A 17,859-nucleotide genomic window follows, 5' to 3' on the forward strand; every position below is an offset into this window, starting at 1 on the left:
CTCGGCGGGTGATCGATATGGTGGTGCGTGGTGACAGCGGGGACATCGTGGCCAGCGCCAAGGTCGGCGTGGAGTGGACCGCTGCCTTCGCGGACCTGGACCGGGTGAGGTTCCCGCTGCTCTGGGCCCTCGACCCGTCTGGGGATGCGGTGTTCAACTGGCGGCAGATGCCGATGCTGCTGTCGGAACTCGACCGGCTTCCCGCCGCCTGTGGTGGCGACTGGGTCGCGCAGGCCCGCGAGTTGTGCCAGGTCGTCGAGCGCGGAATACACCTGTATCTGTGGTTCGTCGGCGACTGACCCCGATCGGCTGGCCTTCAACTGCCTTGGGGTTGTTGCCTACTGGCGCAGAGCCTGCCAGCCGATGGTTCCGTTCTGGACGGAGTGGGCCTCGTCCGCGCGGACGACCTCGCCGGCGGGCTTGCTGTCCGCGATGTGTCCCAGGATCGAGAGCAGGTCGTCGTCGGCGAAGCGCCCGGCCGTGGCCGCCAGGCCGAGGGCGTGGTCGACCTGGTCGTTGCCCAGGACGGTGGCCAGCTCGACCGCGCGGGCCATCTTGGCGCGGATACGGACCGCGCCGGCGGGTCCGGCTTCCTTGAGCCAGCGCCCGGCTCCGGGGCCGATGCCCACGAACGCGATCTCCGCCTCCGAGCGGGGCCGCAGCCTCGGCTGGTGGACGCTGCGGCCGTCCGGGTGGTCGGGGTAGTGGGCGTCGATGATCTGCGGAACACCCGGGGTGGAGAGCCGGTGGCGCCAAATCTCCGACAGATCACCGGAGTTGGTGCGGGCGGTGATGGACAGCTCCTCGCCGACGACCCGGCACCACACCCTCGCGCCGGTATAGCCCGGCGGGGTCGAGCAGCGCACCGAGTTGAAGCTGATCGTGCGATCCGAGCCGACCAGCCTCTCCTCGCCCAGCGCGAGCGCGAGCGGCTCGATGGGCAGGACGTGCAGGGTGGTGCGCTCCACGTCCAGGCGGTCCGCGGGTATCTGCCCGGTCGCCCGATGACGACGGGAGTTCACCTGCTCGCACCAGGTGCGGCAGGCATCGGCGAGTTCGGCGAAGGAGTCGTAGGCGGGCAACAAGTTCGCACCTGTGGGCACCAGGTCGGCCTTCGCGATACGGACCGTGGCCTCCGCGCCGCCCTTCGACTCGGGGTCGTAGGGCACGCAACTGACCACCTGGCAGCCGTAATGCCGGCCCGCGGCGACCATCTGCGGATGACGCACCGGGATCCCGGCGATGTGCTCGACGGTGACCGTCTTCGCGTTGTCGGTCAGTACATACGTCGGCGCCCCGCCGATCCGCCGCAACGTGGTGTCCAGGCAGGCCACCAACGTGCCCAACGTGCAGTCCCAGACCGGGATCACGACCCGAAACCGCGACCAGGACAGCCACGCGCAGAACAGCCAGGTCCTCCGGCCGCCGATCCGCGGCCCCTCGCCCCAGTCGAACTGCAACCACCGGCCCGGCTCGGGAATCCACGGCCGGTACGTCCGGCGCTTGCCCGTCTTCCACGCGGCCTTCGCCGCGTTCACCGCCCGCCTCGTCGAGCGCGCGCTGCCCCGGTAGCCCATCTTCACGAGCTTCTCGTGGACCACATCGGCGCGGATCGTCGCCTTCGACTGCTCGACCCACTCCTCGACCTTCTCCAGGAACGCGTCGATCATCTTCGGCCGCGGCTCTCGCTCATAGGGGTTGCGCCCGCCGTCGCGGGCCTCGACATACCGCTTGACCGTCTTCGGGTCGTGCCCCGCCAAGGCCGCCGCCGACCAGACCGTCCCGGTCAGGTCGTACGCCTCAAAGATTTCCATGATCTCTCTGTCAGACTTCGTCACAGGACCTCTTCGACCAGTTCGCTGATGCTTCGCAAACACCAGCAAACCGGACGGAGGGGTCTCCTTCAGATAAGGAAGCGATCAGGAACACCACAGGTCAGACGGCCATACACCTGGAATTCCGGTGGCCATCAGCCTGGACCCGGCTGGCCGCACACCTGGACTTTGCCACGGCCGCCGACACCCCAGGTGTCAACTGATCGTCCATGATGGTGAGGTATGCGAAATGCAGAGCGCCGAATCCGTACTGGGGATCATCCGTGAGCGCGGCAGGAAGGGACTGCCGCTGGAACGTCTCTATCGGTGCTTGTTCAACCCGGATCTGTACCTGCTGGCCTACGGGCGGATCTACCGCAACGACGGTGCGATGACGCCCGGCGCCACGGCCGAGACCGTGGACGGCATGCGCCTGGGCAAGATCCAGGCGATCATCGACGCGCTACGCAGTGAGCGCTACCGATGGTCACCCACACGCCGCGTCTACATCGAGAAGAAGGGAAACACGAAGAAGCGACGCGGGTTGGGACTGCCGACGTGGTCGGACAAACTGCTGCAAGAAGTGATGCGCCTGCTGCTTGAAGCGTATTACGAGCCGCAGTTCTCCGCCCACTCCCACGGTTTCCGGCCCGGCCGGGGGTGTCACACCGCGCTGCAAGCGATCTATCCCGGCTGGCGGGGTACGACCTGGTTCGTCGAGGGCGACATCAAAGCCTGTTTCGACAGTCTGGACCACGGTGTCCTGCGGTCGATTCTGGCAGAGAAGATCCATGACAACCGCTTCCTGCGGTTGGTTGACGGACTGCTCCAGGCCGGATATCTGGAAGATTGGCGCTATCACGCGACGCTGAGCGGTGCTCCGCAAGGCGGCGTGATCTCGCCGATCCTCTCCAACATCTACCTGGACCGGCTGGACAAGTACATCGAGACGAACCTGCTGCCCACCTACAACCGGGGAGCCCGACGCAAAGCTCATCGACCCTATGCGCGGTTATGGCAGCGCGCGTGCAGGCTGGAACAGCAGGGTGACGTGGAGGCGGGCCTGGCGCTGCGCAAGCAGATGAAGGCCATGCCGTCCCGTGACCCCAACGATCCGGACTACAGGCGGCTGAACTACGCCCGCTACGCGGACGATTGGCTGTTGGGCTTCACCGGCCCGAAGGGGGAGGTCGAGGAGATCAAGGCCGACGTCGGCCGGTTCCTGCGCGACGAGCTCAAGCTGGAACTGTCCGAAGAGAAGACCTTGATCACCCACGGGCGGACGAAGGCCGTCCGGTTCCTCGGCTACGAGATCGTGGTCTTGGGCAACGACAGCAAGCGCGATCATCGCGGTCATCGCAGCATCAACGCGCAGATCGGGTTGAAGGTGCCTGCTGACGTCATCCGGGCCAAGTGCCGTCCCTACATGCACCACGGCCAGCCGATACGGCGGACCGAACGCACGGTCAACAGCGACTTCTCCATCGTCGCCCAGTACCAGGCAGAGTTTCGCGGGATCGCCGGCTACTACCAGCTGGCCTACAACCTTCACCGTCTCGGACGGCTGAAGTACGTGATGGAGCGTTCCCTGACCAAGACGCTGGCGCGCAAGTACCGCGTCCGCGTCTCCAGGGTCTACAAGCGCTACCGGGCCGTGCTCCAGACCGACCAGGGCCCCCGCCGGGGGCTCCAAGTCACCGTCGAGCGTGAGGGTAAGAAGCCGCTGGTGGCGCAGTGGGGCGGGATCTCATTGGCCCGCAAGATCAAGATCAACAGTCTCGACGACCACCCGACGCAGGTCTGGAACAGCGGACGCAACGAGATCGTCAAGCGCCTGCTCGCCGACACCTGTGAGATGTGCGGGTCCCACGACAATGTCGAAGTGCACCACGTTCGGCATCTGAAGGACCTGAACGTGAAGGGACGGGCCGTCAAGCCCGCCTGGGCCCAGATGATGGCCGCGCGCCATCGCAAGACCCTGGTCGTCTGCCGCACCTGCCACGAGGGCATCCACTACAGCGGACGTCCCTCCCGACAGAACTCATGAGAAGAAAAGGCACTGGAGAGCCGGATGCGATTAACGTCGCACGTCCGGTTCGGTGGGGGGCCGTCGGAAAAGGGCCTGGTCACAGGCACCTCGCTGGCGGCCTACCCAACGTCACGTACGGATCTGTGGGAGCCGGAGGGTGAGAATCCCTCCGGCTACCCGACCGCCGTGTACGGGTAGCTCGCGCGGAACTCGTACCCGACGATGGTCCCCTTGGCGTTCTCGATGCCGCCGTCCCCGGAAATGGACCAGAGATAGGCGGACGCGTAGTTGCTGCCCTGGAGCACCTGTACCTCCGCCCAGGTCGCTCCGCAGGCGCGCGAGCGCATCAGCTTGACGGCGGCATTCTGACCGTTCACTGTCTGGAGTACTTCCTCGTCCTCGCGGCAGCCGGAGGCGTCCGGGTCACCGCCCTCGCAGGTGCTGTACTTGCACGACGCCGCCGCATGGGCGGGCGCCGCGGGCAGCAGCGCCGCCGCGAGCAGCGTCGCACCCACGGCGACTCGCGCCATGGCACGTAAGGTCCTCATCCTTCGTCCTTCGGATCTGGTCCACGGTTTGCCGCCCGGCGGCGGCCTGGGACCGGCGCCGCGCGAAACCACGTTCGGACAAGCGGCACGGATACCTGCGACAGCACCGATCCATCGTTGTCGAACACCGACGCCCCAGGAGGATCGACTACACATCTTCACTAAATGGCGATCGACTCCGCAAGGAATTCTTTTAGCCATGATCACATTGCCTTTTCCACTTCGTTTGCTGACGAATGGACCTGTTCGGAAGAATTGTCCGGTCGGTCGGAAAAGAGACGGGATGATCACCGGAAGTCGAGGCATGTGCGGCCATGACCCGCCATGTCGCCCAACGGAACGCGCCGTCCCCCGGACGGATCCGGGGGACGGCGCGGCTGGTCGGGAGGCGGTGGTCAGTCGGTCGGTGGGAAGGTCACGTGCTCGCCGAGGCGGACCATGAAGCGCCAGGATTCCTCCGGCTTCGAACTGGTGGGCAGGACGTCGATCCTGATCCCGTGCTCCAGCGCGATCCGGATGTCGCCCTCGGGTGCCCGCTCGACCGTCAGCACCCGGGGTGCCTTGCGGTTGAGGAACTCCCGTAGGACGTCGGCGCCGGTGTCGTACTGCAGCCGCTGGTCCTCGCCCTCCGACGGGTCCCCGCGACGGGCGGGCACCAGGTCGTCGGAGCCGAGGAAGATCTTCCCGTGCTGGACGATCCGGAACGGGCACTGGGCGTGCACGGCGAACCGGCTGCCCGTCGACACCTCCCCGGATTCGCCGAGCGGCCAGGAGACCGTCTCCCCGAAGTCGACCACGCCCATACCGCCGAACCGGTAGACATTGACGCACACTTCGCCGACCAGCCGCTGGAACAGGGCGTCATCCCTGCTCCCGCCCTCGCCGGAGTCCTCGTTCACGGGCATCCGAAAGCCTTCTTCAGTCGAACCATCATCTCCGAGTAGTCGAAACCCTCACCCGACACCTCGTCGTGCACCTTCCGTCGCTCCTTCCCGGTGAGCTTACGCCCGAGAGCGTGCTCCAGTTCCGCGCGTGCGCTCTGGATCTCCTGCTGCTGCTTCTCGCGGCTCTTGGTGGTCTTGTAGCCGTCCTGGCTGTCGGCGTCGCCCTCCCCCCTGTCCCAGGTGTCCAGGATCGAGTCGTCCAGTGGCACGTTCGTGGAGTTCGAGCCGACGGCAGCCGAGTCGGAACTGGAGCGGGAACGGTCGTCCTCCCATTCGTTGACGTTCCGCAGGGTGGTGGTCACCGAGGCGGTTACCGCGGCCGCGACCACCACCGCGACGACGACGACGGCGACGACGGCGATGAACGGGATGGCCGGGAGGGCGAAGACGAACCTTCCGGACGGGTCCGTTCCGTTGAGCGGGTTGTCCTCGGTGTAGCCGTAGGTGCTGCGGGTGCTGCGCACTGCCGGGTCGACGGTGAGGAACTGCGCGGTCGCTGGGTCGTAGTACCGGGCCCGCAGGTAGATCAGACCGGATTCGGTGTCCGTGTACTGGCCCGCGTACCGCAGCGGCGTGGAGACGGTGCCGGTCTGGCCGGCCGGTGCCCCGTACGGGGTGTAGGCGAAGCTGCCGACGACGGCTCCGGCGGTGTCGGTCAGCGCGCGGGTGGAGCCCAGCTGGTCATGGAAGTACCACTGGCTGCCCGTCGCGGAGATCTGCTCCACCGGCGTGTCGCCCGGACCGTAGAGGTAGCTGGTGGCGCCGTCCGACAGCAGGTTCGGGTTGTCGGCGGAGTCCCAGATGAACGCCGTGGTGGTGGCACCGACGGTCTTGGAGGCACGCAGGCCGTTGCCGTCGTACCGGTAGGACGCGGTGGTGGAACCGGTGCCGAACGAGGTGAGCCGGCCCTCCTGGTCGTAGCCGTAGTCCACGGTGGTGCCGGGGCCGGTGGTGGCCTTGGTGCGGTTGCCCTGGGCGTCGTATTGGTAGGTGGTCGCGCCGCTCGGCGGTGCCGCGCAGGTGCCGGTGGGCGGTGCGGCCCCGCTCGTGCTCCAGCAGAGCTGGTTGGCCTGGTCGAAGCCCTGCGTGCGGCCGCCGACTCGCGTCGGGTTGTCTGCGGCGTCGTACTCGAAGGAGCTGGTCACGCCACCGGCGGTGGCCGACTGCAACTGCTGGAGCGGGGTGTACTGATAGGTCTGGCTGGTGCCCGGGAGGCCGCTGGGGCTCTCGGAGGTGAGCTGGCTCTCGTTGTCCCGGCCGTAGGTGAGCGAGGCCAGCGTGGAGGCGCCCTGCCGGAGGGTGTCGGAGGCCGGCATCCCGGCGTCGTCGCGTGTGGTGGTGGCCGTGGTGCCGTTGGGGAAGGTGGTGGTGGCCCAGCGGCCGTCCGGGTCGAAGCCGAAGGTGGTGCTGCGGTTGTTCCAGTCCTTGAGCCCGGTCAGCCGGTTGTCCTTGTCGAACGTGCGGGTGACGACGGGGGCGGTGGCTCCCGGGTAGGTGATGGTGGTCAGGTTGTTGTTGCCGTCGTAGCCGTAGGAGACGGTGGAACCGGTGCCGTCGGTCTGGGAGGCGAGTCGGCCGAACGCGTCGTAGCTTCGGAGGCCGGTCCCGGTGGAGTCGGTGATCGAGGTCTGCCGGCCGGCCGCGTCGTACCCGATCGCGGTGATCGTCGGGCCGCCCGGAGCCGAGTAGCCGATCGAGGTGCGGTGACCGGCGGCGTCATAGGCGTAGGTGGTGGTACGGCCCGCCGGGTCGGTCAAGGTCTTCTGTCGGCCCGCCGTGTCGTAGGCGGTAGTGGTGGTGCGGCCGGCAGGATCGGTCCGGCTGCTCTGGCGTCCGGCGGCGTCGTAGCCGTAGCTCGTGGTGGCACCGGCGCCGTCGACGGTGGTGGCCACCGTGGAGTCGGGGTTGAAGGTGGTGGTGAGTACGGTGCCGTCGGGCCGGTGGACGGCGGTCTGCCGGTTGAGCGCGTCGTAGCCGAAGGTCGTGGTCCGGCCGTTGGCGTCGGTGGCGGTGGTCCGCCGGCCGTTGGCGTCGAAGACCTCGGCCGTCGTGTGGCCGAGCGGGTCGGTGGCGCCGATGCGGTTGCCCCAGGCGTTGTAGGTGTAGCGGTAGCAGCCCTTGGCAGGCGGGGCGCAGCCGGGAGCGGTCCCGGCTGCGGCTCCGCTCGGCAGCACGGTGGTGGTCAGCAGGCCGCGCTGGAGGTTGTAGCCGTAGCGAGTGACGTTCCCCGTGGCGTCGGTGGAGCTGACCACGTTGCCGGCGGCGTCGTAGCCGTTGGTGGTGGTGTTGCCGCGGGCGTCGACGGCCCGGGTCGCGTCGCCGGGGTGGGCCGCGTCGTCGTAGTAGAAGTTCACCGTCTGGGCCGGGGCAGAGCCGTTGACGGGTTCTCGGAGCATGCTGGTGAGTAGGTGGTAGCCAGCCCCGGCGGGGCTGGTCCCGCCGCCCGGTACGGCGATACGGCCGGCCTCGTCGTACCCGTAGCCGGTCCGTAGCCCGTTCGGGTCGATGACTGAGGTCAGGTTGTCCGCGGAGTCGTAGGAGCTGACGCGGGTGAAGCCGCGGGCGTCACTGGCCGAGGTCTGGTTGCCGTGGTCGTCGTAGGTGTAGGTGCGGAGGTTGCCCGCCGGGTCGGTGGCCGCGGTGACGCCGAGGCTGACCGGGTCGTACGTGTAGCTCCAGGTCCCGGCGGCCGCGGTGCCGTAGCCCTTGGTCTCGGACTGGAGAAGGCCGTTCTGGTAGGTGTACAGCGTCTTGTGGCCGCCCGGGTCGGTGACCAGGGTCTGGCCGGAAGTCAGGTTGGCTCCGGTGTCGGGGCCGTAGGTGAAGGTGGTGGCTCCGCCGAGCTGGTCGGTCTGGACCAGGACCCGTTGGGCGGCGTCGTAGGTCATCGAAACGACCGGGGCCGGTGTGGCCGTGGAGCCGTACTGGCTCGGCCAACGCATCGAGTTGAGCAGGTGGTTGGCGGTGTAGCCGTACTGGAAGTGGTCGTCGTCCTTGACCACCGGGGTGCGGGTGGTGCCGACTCCGAGGACGTCGGTGAGGTTGCCGGCGCCGTCGTAGCGGTAGGTCACCTGGCGTCCGGAGCCGTCGGAGAGGCCGGTGATGTGGTTGCCGGTCCAGGTGAGGGTGTAGCTGCGCCCGCCGGGGTCGGTGATCGTGGTGAGGTGGCCGGCGCCGTCGTAGCCGAGGGTGGTGGCGTAGGGCGGTGAGGCCTTGCTGCCGGCGAGGTCGGTTTCGCGGAGCAGCCGTCCGGTGGCGGTGTCGAAGGTGAAGACCTCCTTCGACTTGCGGGTGAAGGTGTAGCTCGTGCCGCTCTTCGTCAGTGTCGCGTTGAACCGCGGGGCCGACGGCGCGTAGGTGCCGGCGTTGTTGAGGAAGGCGACCTGGGAGCCGTCCTCCTGGCGGACCGTGACGTTGCCGGTGGCCGGATCGGTGACGGTGCTCAGGTTGTAGGAGTGGGTCCAGCCCCAGCCGAACGGCCCGTCCGAGGCGAGGGCGCCGGCCGGTCCGGCCAGGTCGGCGACGGCGGAGGCGTAGGTGCGGGTGAAGTCGAGCGGTTTGCCGCGGCCCGGGGTGGTGAGGTCGGTGAAGGTCTCACCGAAGTAGCCGGTGCTGGTGTCGACCGGGTCGCCTGCGGTGCGGCGCGCGCAGCCGCACTGCACCCACGAGGGGTTGCTGCCCTTGGGCGCGTCCTGGACACTGGGCGGGCCGCCGATCGGCTGGCCGGGAGTACCGCCCATGGGGACGAACGCGACCGCGTCGTAGGCGACGTCGTAGTCGGCGTAGTTGATGTTCCCGGCGCCGGTGACCTCGCTCTTGTTGGTGAGCTGGAGGTTGCCGCCGTTCTGCATCGCGAAGGTGCCGATGGTGACCCATTCCTCGGATCCCCAGTTCTGGTTCACCCGGATCTTCCAGGGAGCAGCGCCGCCGCCGGGGTTGACGGTGTAGACGACGTTGGTGGCGGTGGCGGCCGTCGAAGGGAGATGGATCTTGATCTTGTAGTACTGGAGCTTGGGCAGGTTCGGGGTCCAGGTCCCGGTGTTGATCAGGTCCGGGTTGGAGCCGTCCTCGGTGTGGGTGAACAGGACGTGGCCGCCGAAGCCGACGCCCAGTTGGTGGGTGTCGATCGCGCCGATCTTGTCACCGGCGGCGTTGGTGCCGTACCCGTAGGTGAAGGTGCCGCCCTGCGACCAGTTGGACGGTGCGCCGCAGCCGACCAGGTTGAGCGGTGGCTGGGTCTGCCCCTCGTCGACGACGATCGGAGCGCCGTAGCCGGCGTTGCCGACCTTCGAGGAGTCCAGCGTGCAGGTCGGCGGGTGCGGGTGCGGCATCACCATGGCCGGTTCCGTCGAGCCGGCGCCGACGGTGTAGGCGCTGGTCGCGCAGGTGGTGGCGCAGTCGGGAATGAACGTGACGGCCTGGTGCCACCAGCACTGGGAGCTGGCCAGGGTGCAGAACTTGGGGTTCGCGGCCCCGGTGGGGTCGCAGTTGTTGTCGGTGGAGCAGAAGGCGGTGACCGGGGGGATCTGGAGCCAGGTCTTGCCGCCGTGGTAGTCGGGCTTGGTGTAGGCGGGCTGGTTGAAGCGCAGGATCGGCTGGCCGATCCAGCCCATGATGCGTTCCTGGTAGGGCCAGTTCCCGGGGTGCGCGGCGTCCGCGTAGGAGTTCTTGAGGTAGGGCGCGCGGGTCGGCGGGTAGTCCGGGTTGCGGGGGTTGTTGGCCCAGCCGAGGCCCCAGTTGCCCTCGGCGCTGGTGCAGGTGGGGCTCGGCACGCAGCCGGTGGTGTTGCCGAACGCGGCGGTGGGCTGGATACCGGAGTTGTAGGCCCAGGCGGCCAGGTACCAGTTCTCCAGGTAGCGCGGGTTGCCGCCGTTGACGGTGATGCCGGCGTCGTAGAGCTGGTTCCAGGTCCGTTCCAGGATCTGGAGGCCGGCGGAGACGTTCTCCTGGTAGTCGACGGCGATCTTGGTCTGGCCGTTGACCGAGTAGACGGTGTCGCCCTTGGACATGCCGTTGGTGACTTGGCCGAGGCCGTAGCCGCAGTCGGCCTTGGCGTAGTCCATCTTGGAGATGGAGCCGCCGGCGCCGTAGTAGTCGCCGACCAGCGCGCCGCCCGCGATACCCGGCAGGGCATGCCAGGAGGCCTGGCTGAAGTTGCTCTCCTGCGCGACGATCGCCTGGTAGACCGAACGCGGTACGGAGTCGAAGGTGTCGCTCGCGGGGTGCTTGAGCGGCACCCGGGCGAAGTCGCCGTTCGGTGCGTAGGCGGCCAGACCCAGGTTGGCGTACCCGGCCGGGCGGGTGTAGGCGGCGCCGGTCAGCAGGCCCTGCTCCGCCATCTGGATGGCCCAGGACGCCTGCGCGGTACCCGGTTGCATCACCTGCCGATTCTCGGCCAGCCGGTCCACCGCGCACTTGGGCGCCGCAGCAGCCAGCGTGGCCGGCGGTGCGGCTGCCGGATCGGCGACGGCGGGGGACTCCTCGGTGCCGCGAGCGTCCTTGTCCGCAGACGCGGTGGAGGGCGACACGGCTCCGGCCGGAGCCGGCGCGAGGGCCGGAACCGCGCTCGACACGGACACCGCAGCGGCGTCGGCGGCGTCCCGCTTCAACAGCGTGTCACCCGCTGTCGCAACGAGCAGCGGGGCCGACGCGGCGGTGTCCGGCCCCAGGCCCAGCAGGGCGCCGCCGTCCAGGGACACGTCGGCGGCGCCCAGGGGCAGCTTGCCAGTGGAGACGGAGCGGATGCCGGACTTCTCGGCCAGCTTGGTGGCTCCCAGCGCGACGGACTTCCCGCCCCGGCCCTGCATCAGCCGTAGCGCGTCGCTGGGGCCCTCGCCGAGGGTGGAGAGTTTGCCGTCCCGCTCGTGCATCAGGGCGGAGGTCGGCCGGCCGTCCTTGTGTACGACGAAGTCGACCCCGCCGCTGGTGGCAGGGCGCAGGTCGTGGGCGAGGCCGTCGACCTGCGCGATCCGCACCGGCTCGACGGGGGTCTCGGCCGAGGACGCGGGAAGGCGGACCAGGGAGGCGCCCTGGGCGCCCATCGGGCCGCCGGGGGTCGGGACCACAGACGTCACCTGGCCCACCACGGTGGTGGACTCCTTGATCTCGCCAGTCGGCAGATCGACCGTCAGGACCTGCGTGAGCCGCTGATCGCTTCCGGGGTTGACCGTGAAAGTGGCGGTCTGCCCGGTACCGCAGCCGGGCGAGTGGTACTTGAGCGCGACCCCGGAGGCCACCGGCTTCACCACGCCGCTGGACAGGTCGACCGAGTACGCGAGGGCTCCGTGGTCACGGGCCTCGGCCCGATTGACGGCGCCGGCGGGCAGCACCGCGACGGCGGCGAACCTGCCGTCGCCCGACACGCACTGGTAGCCCGTCCAGGACGCGTCGTCGATACCTGCGGGGCGCAGCAGCGCCGTCTCGCGCCATCGGTAGCCGCCGGCGCCGGTGGCGACGTCGATGTGGTAGCCCGAGCCGTCGCCCCAGCCGTTGACCAGGACGTCCTCGGCGGGGCCGAGGGTACCCTCGCCCGCCGCGGTCGACGGCTGTTGCGGCGGGGCGGCCGCCGAGGCGGGGCTGGTCGCGGACATCACTCCCGCTATCAGGGCCATGCTGAGGAAAGCCGTCCCGGGTAATCCCAGGAGCGGCCGTTTGCGCAGGGACACGTGGTACCTCTCATTGCGTTCGATGGACGGAAACGGCCGGCCCTCGGAGGAGGATCCACCGGACCCTCTCTTCCGGCGGGCCGGCCCGGGCTGCACCGGGCGACCGTGCGGACGCCACCACGAGCGGTGTGTCCGCGGTCACCGGCGCAGTGTTTCGAGGGGTTCGATGCGCGCCGCCCGAAGCGCGGGGTAGCAGCCGGCCACCAGGCCGACGAGGCCGCCGATCAGCGGAGCGGGCAGGACGGTGGCCGGTTCGATGACGGCGGTCCACCGCTTGGCGACGGCGATGGCGATGACGCTCAGGACACCGAGGCTCGTCCCGATCAGCCCGCCGAGGGTGCCCAGGGCGGTGGACTCGGTGAGGAACTGGACACCGATGTGACTGGGGCGGGCGCCGAGTGCCCGGCGCAGTCCGATCTCTCCGGTGCGTTCGAGGACGGCGACGAGGGTGGTGTTGGCGATTCCGAGGGCGCCTACGGCGAGGCATATCGCGGCGAGCAGGAGGAACAGACCCGACAGGTCGGTGCTGACCTGGTCCCGCAGGTAGCGCGGGTCGGGCGGGGCGGCGGCCTTCAGCAGCTGGGGCTGGTCCGGACGCAGGGCCCGCGGCGCCTGGTCTGCGATCAGTGGGGCGGCTCCGAGACGGACGTGGACGACAGCCTGCGCGGGCCGGTCGTTCGGGGGGCCGTAGGCGGTCAGTGCGGTACCGGCAGGGATGATCACGCCGAGGAGGGACTCGGGCAGGCGCTGGGTCTCGGCGATGATGCCCACCACGGTGTAGGCGGTGTTCTCGACGAACACCGCCGGCCGGCTGTCGACCCGGGTGATGCCCAACAGGCGGGCCGCGGCGGAACCGAGGAGGCAGACCTGTTCCCCGCGCTCCTGGTGGAAGGAGTTGAACAGCACCCCGCTCCTGACGGTGGGCTGCATCGCGGCGAGCGCACCCGGAGTGGCGGCGTACAGCCCGATTCCGCCTCCCCGCCGGTCCGGGGCCGTGGTGGACCCGGCGGGTTTGGTCCCGATGGCGGGACTGCGCAGGGGAACGGTCCACCAGAGGCCGCCGTCGACGACCCCGTTGAGCCGCGCCAACCGCGCGTCGGTGTCCGAGGGGAAGCCCGTGCGCGGTTCCTCCCCCGGTACGAGGGCGGTCTTCGGGGCCTTCGTCGGTGTGTCCGTGACGGTGACGGTGGTGGCCTGGAGGAGGTCGAAGGACTTGCCGATCTGGTGGGTAACGGTCGTGGTCAGGGCCAGCACCGCAACGAACACCCCGACACCGAGGACGGTTCCGAGCATGGTGAGCACGGATCTGGCCGGTCGCTGGATCAGACCGGTGACGGCCTCGCTGACGAGGTCGTGGATGCCCAGGCGGGTGTACCCGGCCCGGCGGGTCCTGCGGTCGCGGACGGTGGAGCGGAGCCGTCGGGCCCGGCCCGGAGGTACCTGGGGCATCATGTGTCCCGCCCGTGGGCGGTGTCCTGCCGGTGGCTGATCCGACCGTCCAGGATGGCGACCCGGCGGGAGGCCCGGGCGGCCACCCCCGGGTCGTGGGTGATGACGATGACCGTGACGCCGTCGCCGTGCAGTTCGTCGATGAGGTCGAGCACCGTCCCGGCGGTGCCGGAGTCGAGGTTGCCGGTGGGTTCGTCGCACAGCAGCAGGTCCGGGGCGTTGACCAGGGCCCGGGCGACGGCGACGCGTTGGCGCTCGCCGCCGGAGAGGGTGGTGGGCAGGGCGTCGAGGCGGTGGGCGAGCCCGACCCGTCGCAGGACGGACTCGGCGACGCCCCGGCGCTCGCGACGCTCGCGGCGGGTGCTGGTGACGTAGAGCTGGGCTAGGGCGACGTTCTCCACGGTGGTGCGGTGCGGGACCAGGTGGAAGGACTGGAAGACGAATCCGATCCGCCGTCCGCGCAGCGCGGTGCGCCCGGCCTCGTCCACGTCCCGGAGATCCGTTCCGCAGAAGCGGTAGATGCCCGAGGTGGGGCGGTCCAGCAGGCCCAGGAGGTTCAGCAGCGTCGACTTGCCGGAGCCGGAGGGACCGGTGACGGCCAGGTACTCGCCCTGCCGCACGGTCAGGTCGGTCGGGTGCAGGGCATCGACCGGCGGAGGGCCCGGGAACGACCTGGCGAGCTGGACGAGCTCGATCACCGGATCCGCCGTGGGCGGTGGCGCGGTGCGGGTGGGGTCTGTGGAGTGGACAGTGGTGATCCTCACTCGCCGATCACCACCTGGTCACCGGGCGCCAGGTGTCCGCCGTCGACGGCCGTCACCTGGACCATGCCGTCGGCGGACGGCCCGGTGGTGACGTTCACCAATTGCCGGGTGCCGTCCTGCCGCACCGTGGTGACGTGGGTGCGGGTGTCCGCTCCGGCGAAGACCGCCGCCTCAGGCACCGTCAGGACGGGCCCGGAGGTCGTCGCGGAGGTGATGGTGATTCGCACCTCCCGGCCCGCCCAGGCCTTGTCCCAGGGCTCGGCCGGACTGATCGCCAGCGGCAAGTAAGCGGCTCCCCCGTTGACCGCCTGCGGTGGGGGGCCGGTGGGCTCGCCACCCTTGGCCGCCGGCGGCACGTCACCGGGCGCCATCAGCTCCCCTAGCGATGCCACGGTGGCCTTCGCCTCCCGGCCCTGGGTCTCGGAGAGCACCTGCGCCGGCATCCCCGGCTGGACGAGGGCTGCGCGTGCCGGATCCAGCATTCCGACCAGCTGCATGTCGCCCCGCGCCAGGGTGATCACCGGCCCCTTGACCGGGTCGCCGACCTCCAAGGGCAGGGTGGCCACCCGGGTGGGTCGGGAGGGCAGGTAGACACACTCCGAAGCGGGCAGCATCGGTCCGTCGATGCTCTCCGCCTGCCGTACCGCTTCCTCCGCCTGGGTGACCCGCTGGCGGAGCGCCGCGAGGTCCGGGGCGCGAGCCGCACCGCCTCCTGGCCCGGCGCTCCTCGTGGGATCGGGTGCCTTCGCGGGACCGGCTCCGCCGCTCGCGTCCGGGGTGGCACCCAGGGACGGAGCGGAAGCCGTCGTGGTCGAGGGCGCCGGCTTCTGCCCCTCTTTCAATGCGGCCCTGGCCTGGTCCGCCTCCTGACGGGCCGCCTTCACCGCGGCTGCGGTGGTCGCGCCCGTGATCGGGACCTGGTAGCCCATGGCCGTGTACAGCGCTGTGAGGGCCCGCTTGGTCCCCGGCCCGAACGTCCCAGGGGTGTCGGAGCCGACGTCGTGGCCCAGCTTGCCCAGGGCGGTCTGCAACTGTTCCACGTCGGCTCCTGACTCACCGGGCGTCAGATCGCGGTAGAACGGCAGGGGGCCCTCCAGGGCGAACACCGGACGTCCCGAGTACTCCACCAGCGGGATCCCGGGCTTGACCTCGTCGTCGGGCTTGGCCAGGAGTCGGGTGACGACCGCGTTCGCTCCGCCGGGGTTGCCGGCCGTCGCAGCGACCGACGTGGGCGTCACGGAGATCTTCTTCCCCTCCGAGAACGTGCCGCGCAGCACCACGGTGCTGCGCAGGACCTGTGACGTGACCGGAGCGGTCACGGTGCTGGCCTGCGGCGGCCGGGAGTCGGCCGCCGCCTGCGCGGGGGACCGGACGAAGGACGAGCCGGCCACCGCGCCGACCGACACCAGCGCGGCGCCCAGCGCGGTTGCCATGATGGCCCGCCTGCGTCGTACCAGCCGCGCCGCCCCGGACGCCGGCGGCGGTTCGGACGGCTCTCCGGCTTGTTCCATGACGTTCACTTCGCTTGTTCCTGTCGCCGGCCAACCACGAATGCACGGAATGAGAGGTGAGGACGAGATGTCCTCCGGGGAGCTGCCCGGCCGTTCACCGGGCGGCGGCGGCCTTCACGGCCGCGTTGATCCGGTCGCGGAGCTCGGTGAGGGCGAGTTGGTTCTTCTCGATGAGCCCCTGCTGGACCCGGCTCTCGGTCTCGAACCAGATGCCGACCAGGTTCACCGTCTCCTTGCAGTCGACGTCCGCGACGGCGACGGCGATCTCGGCCGAACTCACCGCCCCGGAGCCGCCGGCAGGCGCGAGCCTGAAGGCGTTCTCGGGAAGGTCGACGGTGTAACCCTTGCCCGCCATGCAGGAGGACCACTGGCCCAGTGCCGCCTGTACCTGGGGGGCGGCTTTGGAGGTGTCGAAGCTTTCACTGTCGAGTCGGCCCGACAGGGTGGTGTCCAACATTGCTCCGACCTTGTCCAGGCCCTCCCGTTGGCAGCCCTCCCGGGGGATGGGGATTCCGTTGAGGGTCGGCGGGGCCTCAGGCGCGCCCGGTTTCATCTCCACGTGGCCGCTGAGGACCGCGACCTCCGCGGCGCTCATTCTTGGTACGGGTGGCGGAGTGTAGGACTCGCTCCCCAGGTGGTAGCCGAGTTTGCTTGCCGACTCGCGGTCGGTGATGCCGTACCGGCGCACCATGTTGGTGTCGTCGTAGATGCTCGCGGGGTTTCCGTCGGACGGCGGCGGATTGTAGGAGAAGCCGAAGCGCGCCATGCAGTCACGGGTGAAGCGGTTGACTGCGCTGTCGATGGTCTGGCGCTGCGAGTAGTTCTCCATGTACGCCGACATCGGGAGCACCATCCCTTTGGTAAGACCGGTCGACGGAAAGGGTGGCGGTGCCGTCGCGCTGGTGCGGTCCTTGGACACGGTGGCCCGCCCTGTCATGGGCGATCCGGAGCAGGCACTGATGCTCACGGCCACACTGCCGGCGATCAGCGCCGCGATGACCGTTCCGGGGAGAGCCCGGAAGCGCTGGTGAAGCGGTGTACCGGCCATAGGGTCACTTTCTCGCGAAGGTTGACGTCGGTCGTGGTGCGGAGGATGCGACGGTTCCGACAACATCGCCGGTTCGGCCGCCCGGCCCGACCCCGGGCCGGGCGAACCGTCTCCGACCTGGAAAGTCCGAGGACCGCAGGCGAAGCACTCCGGTGGTCCGATCGGAGGCTCGGGGTCCGCCTTTTCAGGCCCAGGCTTGTGAGGCGTTGTCGTCGTGGAGCTGCGAGTCGAGGTTGACGCCCCTACTGCAGCCGTAGTTGCCCGAGATGTACTGGGAGTGGCCTCCGTAGTTGGAATAGAGGTAAACCCGGTAGTTCGCCTGGGACGAGCAGCCGAGCACGGACGCCGCATGGTTCTTCACAGCCACGCCGTTCCCGGAGTTGCCGGAGAAGATGTAGTGGATGTTGACCCCCGCCCCGGCGTAGTCAGGAACGTTGCCGAGGAACTTCGCGCGAGCGCTGTCGGTATAGCCGTTCGAATCGACCGAGTTGTAGAAAACGTACAGCACGTTCGTTCCCGTGGTGCAGTCGGGATTCGTATTGACGAGGCAGTTGTCCGACACGAAGTAGTCGGCAGCGCTCGCCTGGCTCGCGAAGGCCAGCGAACTGGCAAGAACGGAGGCGAGTACCGCTCCCCGCAAGATGCTCTTCGATTTGATCTTCATGGCATTCCAATTCTTCTTCTCGAGAATCGATTGAACTCGACCTTACGGCCGCGGTGGCCACGCTTTTGAGAGATGCCGAGTGGGCTCTGCTGTTCCTCCCGCTGCTGTGACAAGGAGATGGGTTTCCTTCCTCGCGATGCTCGTTGACCAGGTCGTGTGCGGACCCATTGAATCATCGCCAAGGCGGGCAGAAATCGGATATATACTGTATGGGCTGGTAGCGATTTGATTCTCGATGGCTGATTCCGTCGATCATTCGGCTCTGGGTGGGAGTGAAATTCACCGACATGCCCGAATTGGGCCGGAGTGCCCCTGGGGGTGATGGGTTTATTTTTCGACAGATTCGAACGGCCGCCTGCCGAGAATTTAATAATTTGACGGTGATGTCGATATTGTTCACCGCTGGTCAAGGCTTGGTGCCGC

General features: G+C 69.0%; 12 protein-coding genes. 3 read left to right on the forward strand and 9 right to left on the reverse strand.

Translation table 11 applies throughout. The features are described from left to right. Window positions 1–17: 17 nt before the first annotated feature. The gene (locus tag OG715_RS31230; RefSeq protein ID WP_266274642.1) at window positions 18–299 is read left to right on the forward strand and encodes a hypothetical protein; all 282 of its coding nucleotides are present in this window, start codon (window positions 18–20) and stop codon (window positions 297–299) included. A 39-nt stretch (window positions 300–338) separates the two neighbouring features. Here OG715_RS31230 and istA read toward each other — a convergent pair whose 3' ends face one another. Then, the gene (istA, locus tag OG715_RS31235; protein ID WP_266273960.1) at window positions 339–1,814 is read right to left on the reverse strand and encodes an IS21 family transposase; all 1,476 of its coding nucleotides are present in this window, start codon (window positions 1,812–1,814) and stop codon (window positions 339–341) included. A 250-nt stretch (window positions 1,815–2,064) separates the two neighbouring features. Between istA and OG715_RS31240 the strand changes: the two genes are divergently transcribed. After that, a complete protein-coding gene (locus OG715_RS31240; protein ID WP_266273959.1) occupies window positions 2,065–3,861 on the forward strand; it encodes a reverse transcriptase/maturase family protein in 1,797 nt (598 codons plus the stop codon). A 155-nt stretch (window positions 3,862–4,016) separates the two neighbouring features. On the opposite strand, the gene OG715_RS31245 is transcribed toward OG715_RS31240, so the two are convergent. The 7 genes from OG715_RS31245 to OG715_RS31275 form a co-directional block, all read right to left on the reverse strand. Then, window positions 4,017–4,391 carry a DUF2690 domain-containing protein gene (locus OG715_RS31245; protein ID WP_266273958.1) on the reverse strand — a complete coding sequence of 125 codons (375 nt, stop codon included), beginning with the start codon at window positions 4,389–4,391 and terminating at the stop codon, window positions 4,017–4,019. A gap of 395 nt (window positions 4,392–4,786) precedes the next feature. Then, window positions 4,787–5,296, reverse strand: coding sequence for a hypothetical protein (locus tag OG715_RS31250; RefSeq protein ID WP_266273957.1), 510 nt, complete (start codon window positions 5,294–5,296; stop codon window positions 4,787–4,789). After that, complete coding sequence (locus OG715_RS31255; RefSeq protein ID WP_266273956.1) at window positions 5,287–11,925, reverse strand: RHS repeat-associated core domain-containing protein; 6,639 nt, start codon at window positions 11,923–11,925, stop codon at window positions 5,287–5,289. Before OG715_RS31255 ends, OG715_RS31250 begins: the two co-directional genes overlap by 10 nt. Window positions 11,926–12,138: 213 nt before the next feature. Beyond that, window positions 12,139–13,449 carry an ABC transporter permease gene (locus OG715_RS31260; RefSeq protein ID WP_266273955.1) on the reverse strand — a complete coding sequence of 437 codons (1,311 nt, stop codon included), beginning with the start codon at window positions 13,447–13,449 and terminating at the stop codon, window positions 12,139–12,141. Next, window positions 13,449–14,207: an ABC transporter ATP-binding protein gene (locus tag OG715_RS31265; RefSeq protein ID WP_266274641.1), complete on the reverse strand. Its 759-nt coding sequence runs from the start codon at window positions 14,205–14,207 to the stop codon at window positions 13,449–13,451. The genes OG715_RS31260 and OG715_RS31265 overlap by 1 nt, the downstream gene beginning before the upstream one ends. Window positions 14,208–14,209: 2 nt before the next feature. Then, window positions 14,210–15,646 carry a peptidoglycan-binding protein gene (locus OG715_RS31270; protein ID WP_266273954.1) on the reverse strand — a complete coding sequence of 479 codons (1,437 nt, stop codon included), beginning with the start codon at window positions 15,644–15,646 and terminating at the stop codon, window positions 14,210–14,212. A gap of 172 nt (window positions 15,647–15,818) precedes the next feature. After that, window positions 15,819–16,565, reverse strand: coding sequence for a hypothetical protein (locus OG715_RS31275; protein ID WP_266273953.1), 747 nt, complete (start codon window positions 16,563–16,565; stop codon window positions 15,819–15,821). Here OG715_RS31275 and OG715_RS31280 point away from each other — a divergent pair. Then, window positions 16,552–16,755, forward strand: coding sequence for a hypothetical protein (locus OG715_RS31280; RefSeq protein WP_266273952.1), 204 nt, complete (start codon window positions 16,552–16,554; stop codon window positions 16,753–16,755). The genes OG715_RS31275 and OG715_RS31280 overlap by 14 nt on opposite strands. Before the next feature lie 201 nt (window positions 16,756–16,956). On the opposite strand, the gene OG715_RS31285 is transcribed toward OG715_RS31280, so the two are convergent. Next, complete coding sequence (locus OG715_RS31285) at window positions 16,957–17,436, reverse strand: hypothetical protein (RefSeq protein WP_266273951.1); 480 nt, start codon at window positions 17,434–17,436, stop codon at window positions 16,957–16,959. Window positions 17,437–17,859: the final 423 nt, after the last annotated feature.

This window comes from Kitasatospora purpeofusca, assembly GCF_036010405.1.
Lineage (GTDB): Bacteria > Actinomycetota > Actinomycetes > Streptomycetales > Streptomycetaceae > Kitasatospora > Kitasatospora purpeofusca.

What these genes read in the sequence shown, in the direction of transcription:
- OG715_RS31275 (WP_266273953.1), bottom strand. Translation starts at nt 16,565, where the DNA reads ATGTCGGCGTACATGGAGAACTACTCGCAGCGCCAGACCATCGACAGC.
- OG715_RS31255 (WP_266273956.1), bottom strand. Translation starts at nt 11,925, where the DNA reads ATGTCCGCGACCAGCCCCGCCTCGGCGGCCGCCCCGCCGCAACAGCCG.
- OG715_RS31270 (WP_266273954.1), bottom strand. Translation starts at nt 15,646, where the DNA reads ATGGCAACCGCGCTGGGCGCCGCGCTGGTGTCGGTCGGCGCGGTGGCC.
- OG715_RS31245 (WP_266273958.1), bottom strand. Translation starts at nt 4,391, where the DNA reads ATGAGGACCTTACGTGCCATGGCGCGAGTCGCCGTGGGTGCGACGCTG.
- OG715_RS31240 (WP_266273959.1), top strand. Translation starts at nt 2,065, where the DNA reads ATGCAGAGCGCCGAATCCGTACTGGGGATCATCCGTGAGCGCGGCAGG.
- OG715_RS31260 (WP_266273955.1), bottom strand. Translation starts at nt 13,449, where the DNA reads ATGCCCCAGGTACCTCCGGGCCGGGCCCGACGGCTCCGCTCCACCGTC.
- OG715_RS31285 (WP_266273951.1), bottom strand. Translation starts at nt 17,436, where the DNA reads ATGAAGATCAAATCGAAGAGCATCTTGCGGGGAGCGGTACTCGCCTCC.
- OG715_RS31250 (WP_266273957.1), bottom strand. Translation starts at nt 5,296, where the DNA reads ATGCCCGTGAACGAGGACTCCGGCGAGGGCGGGAGCAGGGATGACGCC.
- istA (WP_266273960.1), bottom strand. Translation starts at nt 1,814, where the DNA reads ATGGAAATCTTTGAGGCGTACGACCTGACCGGGACGGTCTGGTCGGCG.
- OG715_RS31230 (WP_266274642.1), top strand. Translation starts at nt 18, where the DNA reads ATGGTGGTGCGTGGTGACAGCGGGGACATCGTGGCCAGCGCCAAGGTC.
- OG715_RS31280 (WP_266273952.1), top strand. Translation starts at nt 16,552, where the DNA reads ATGTACGCCGACATCGGGAGCACCATCCCTTTGGTAAGACCGGTCGAC.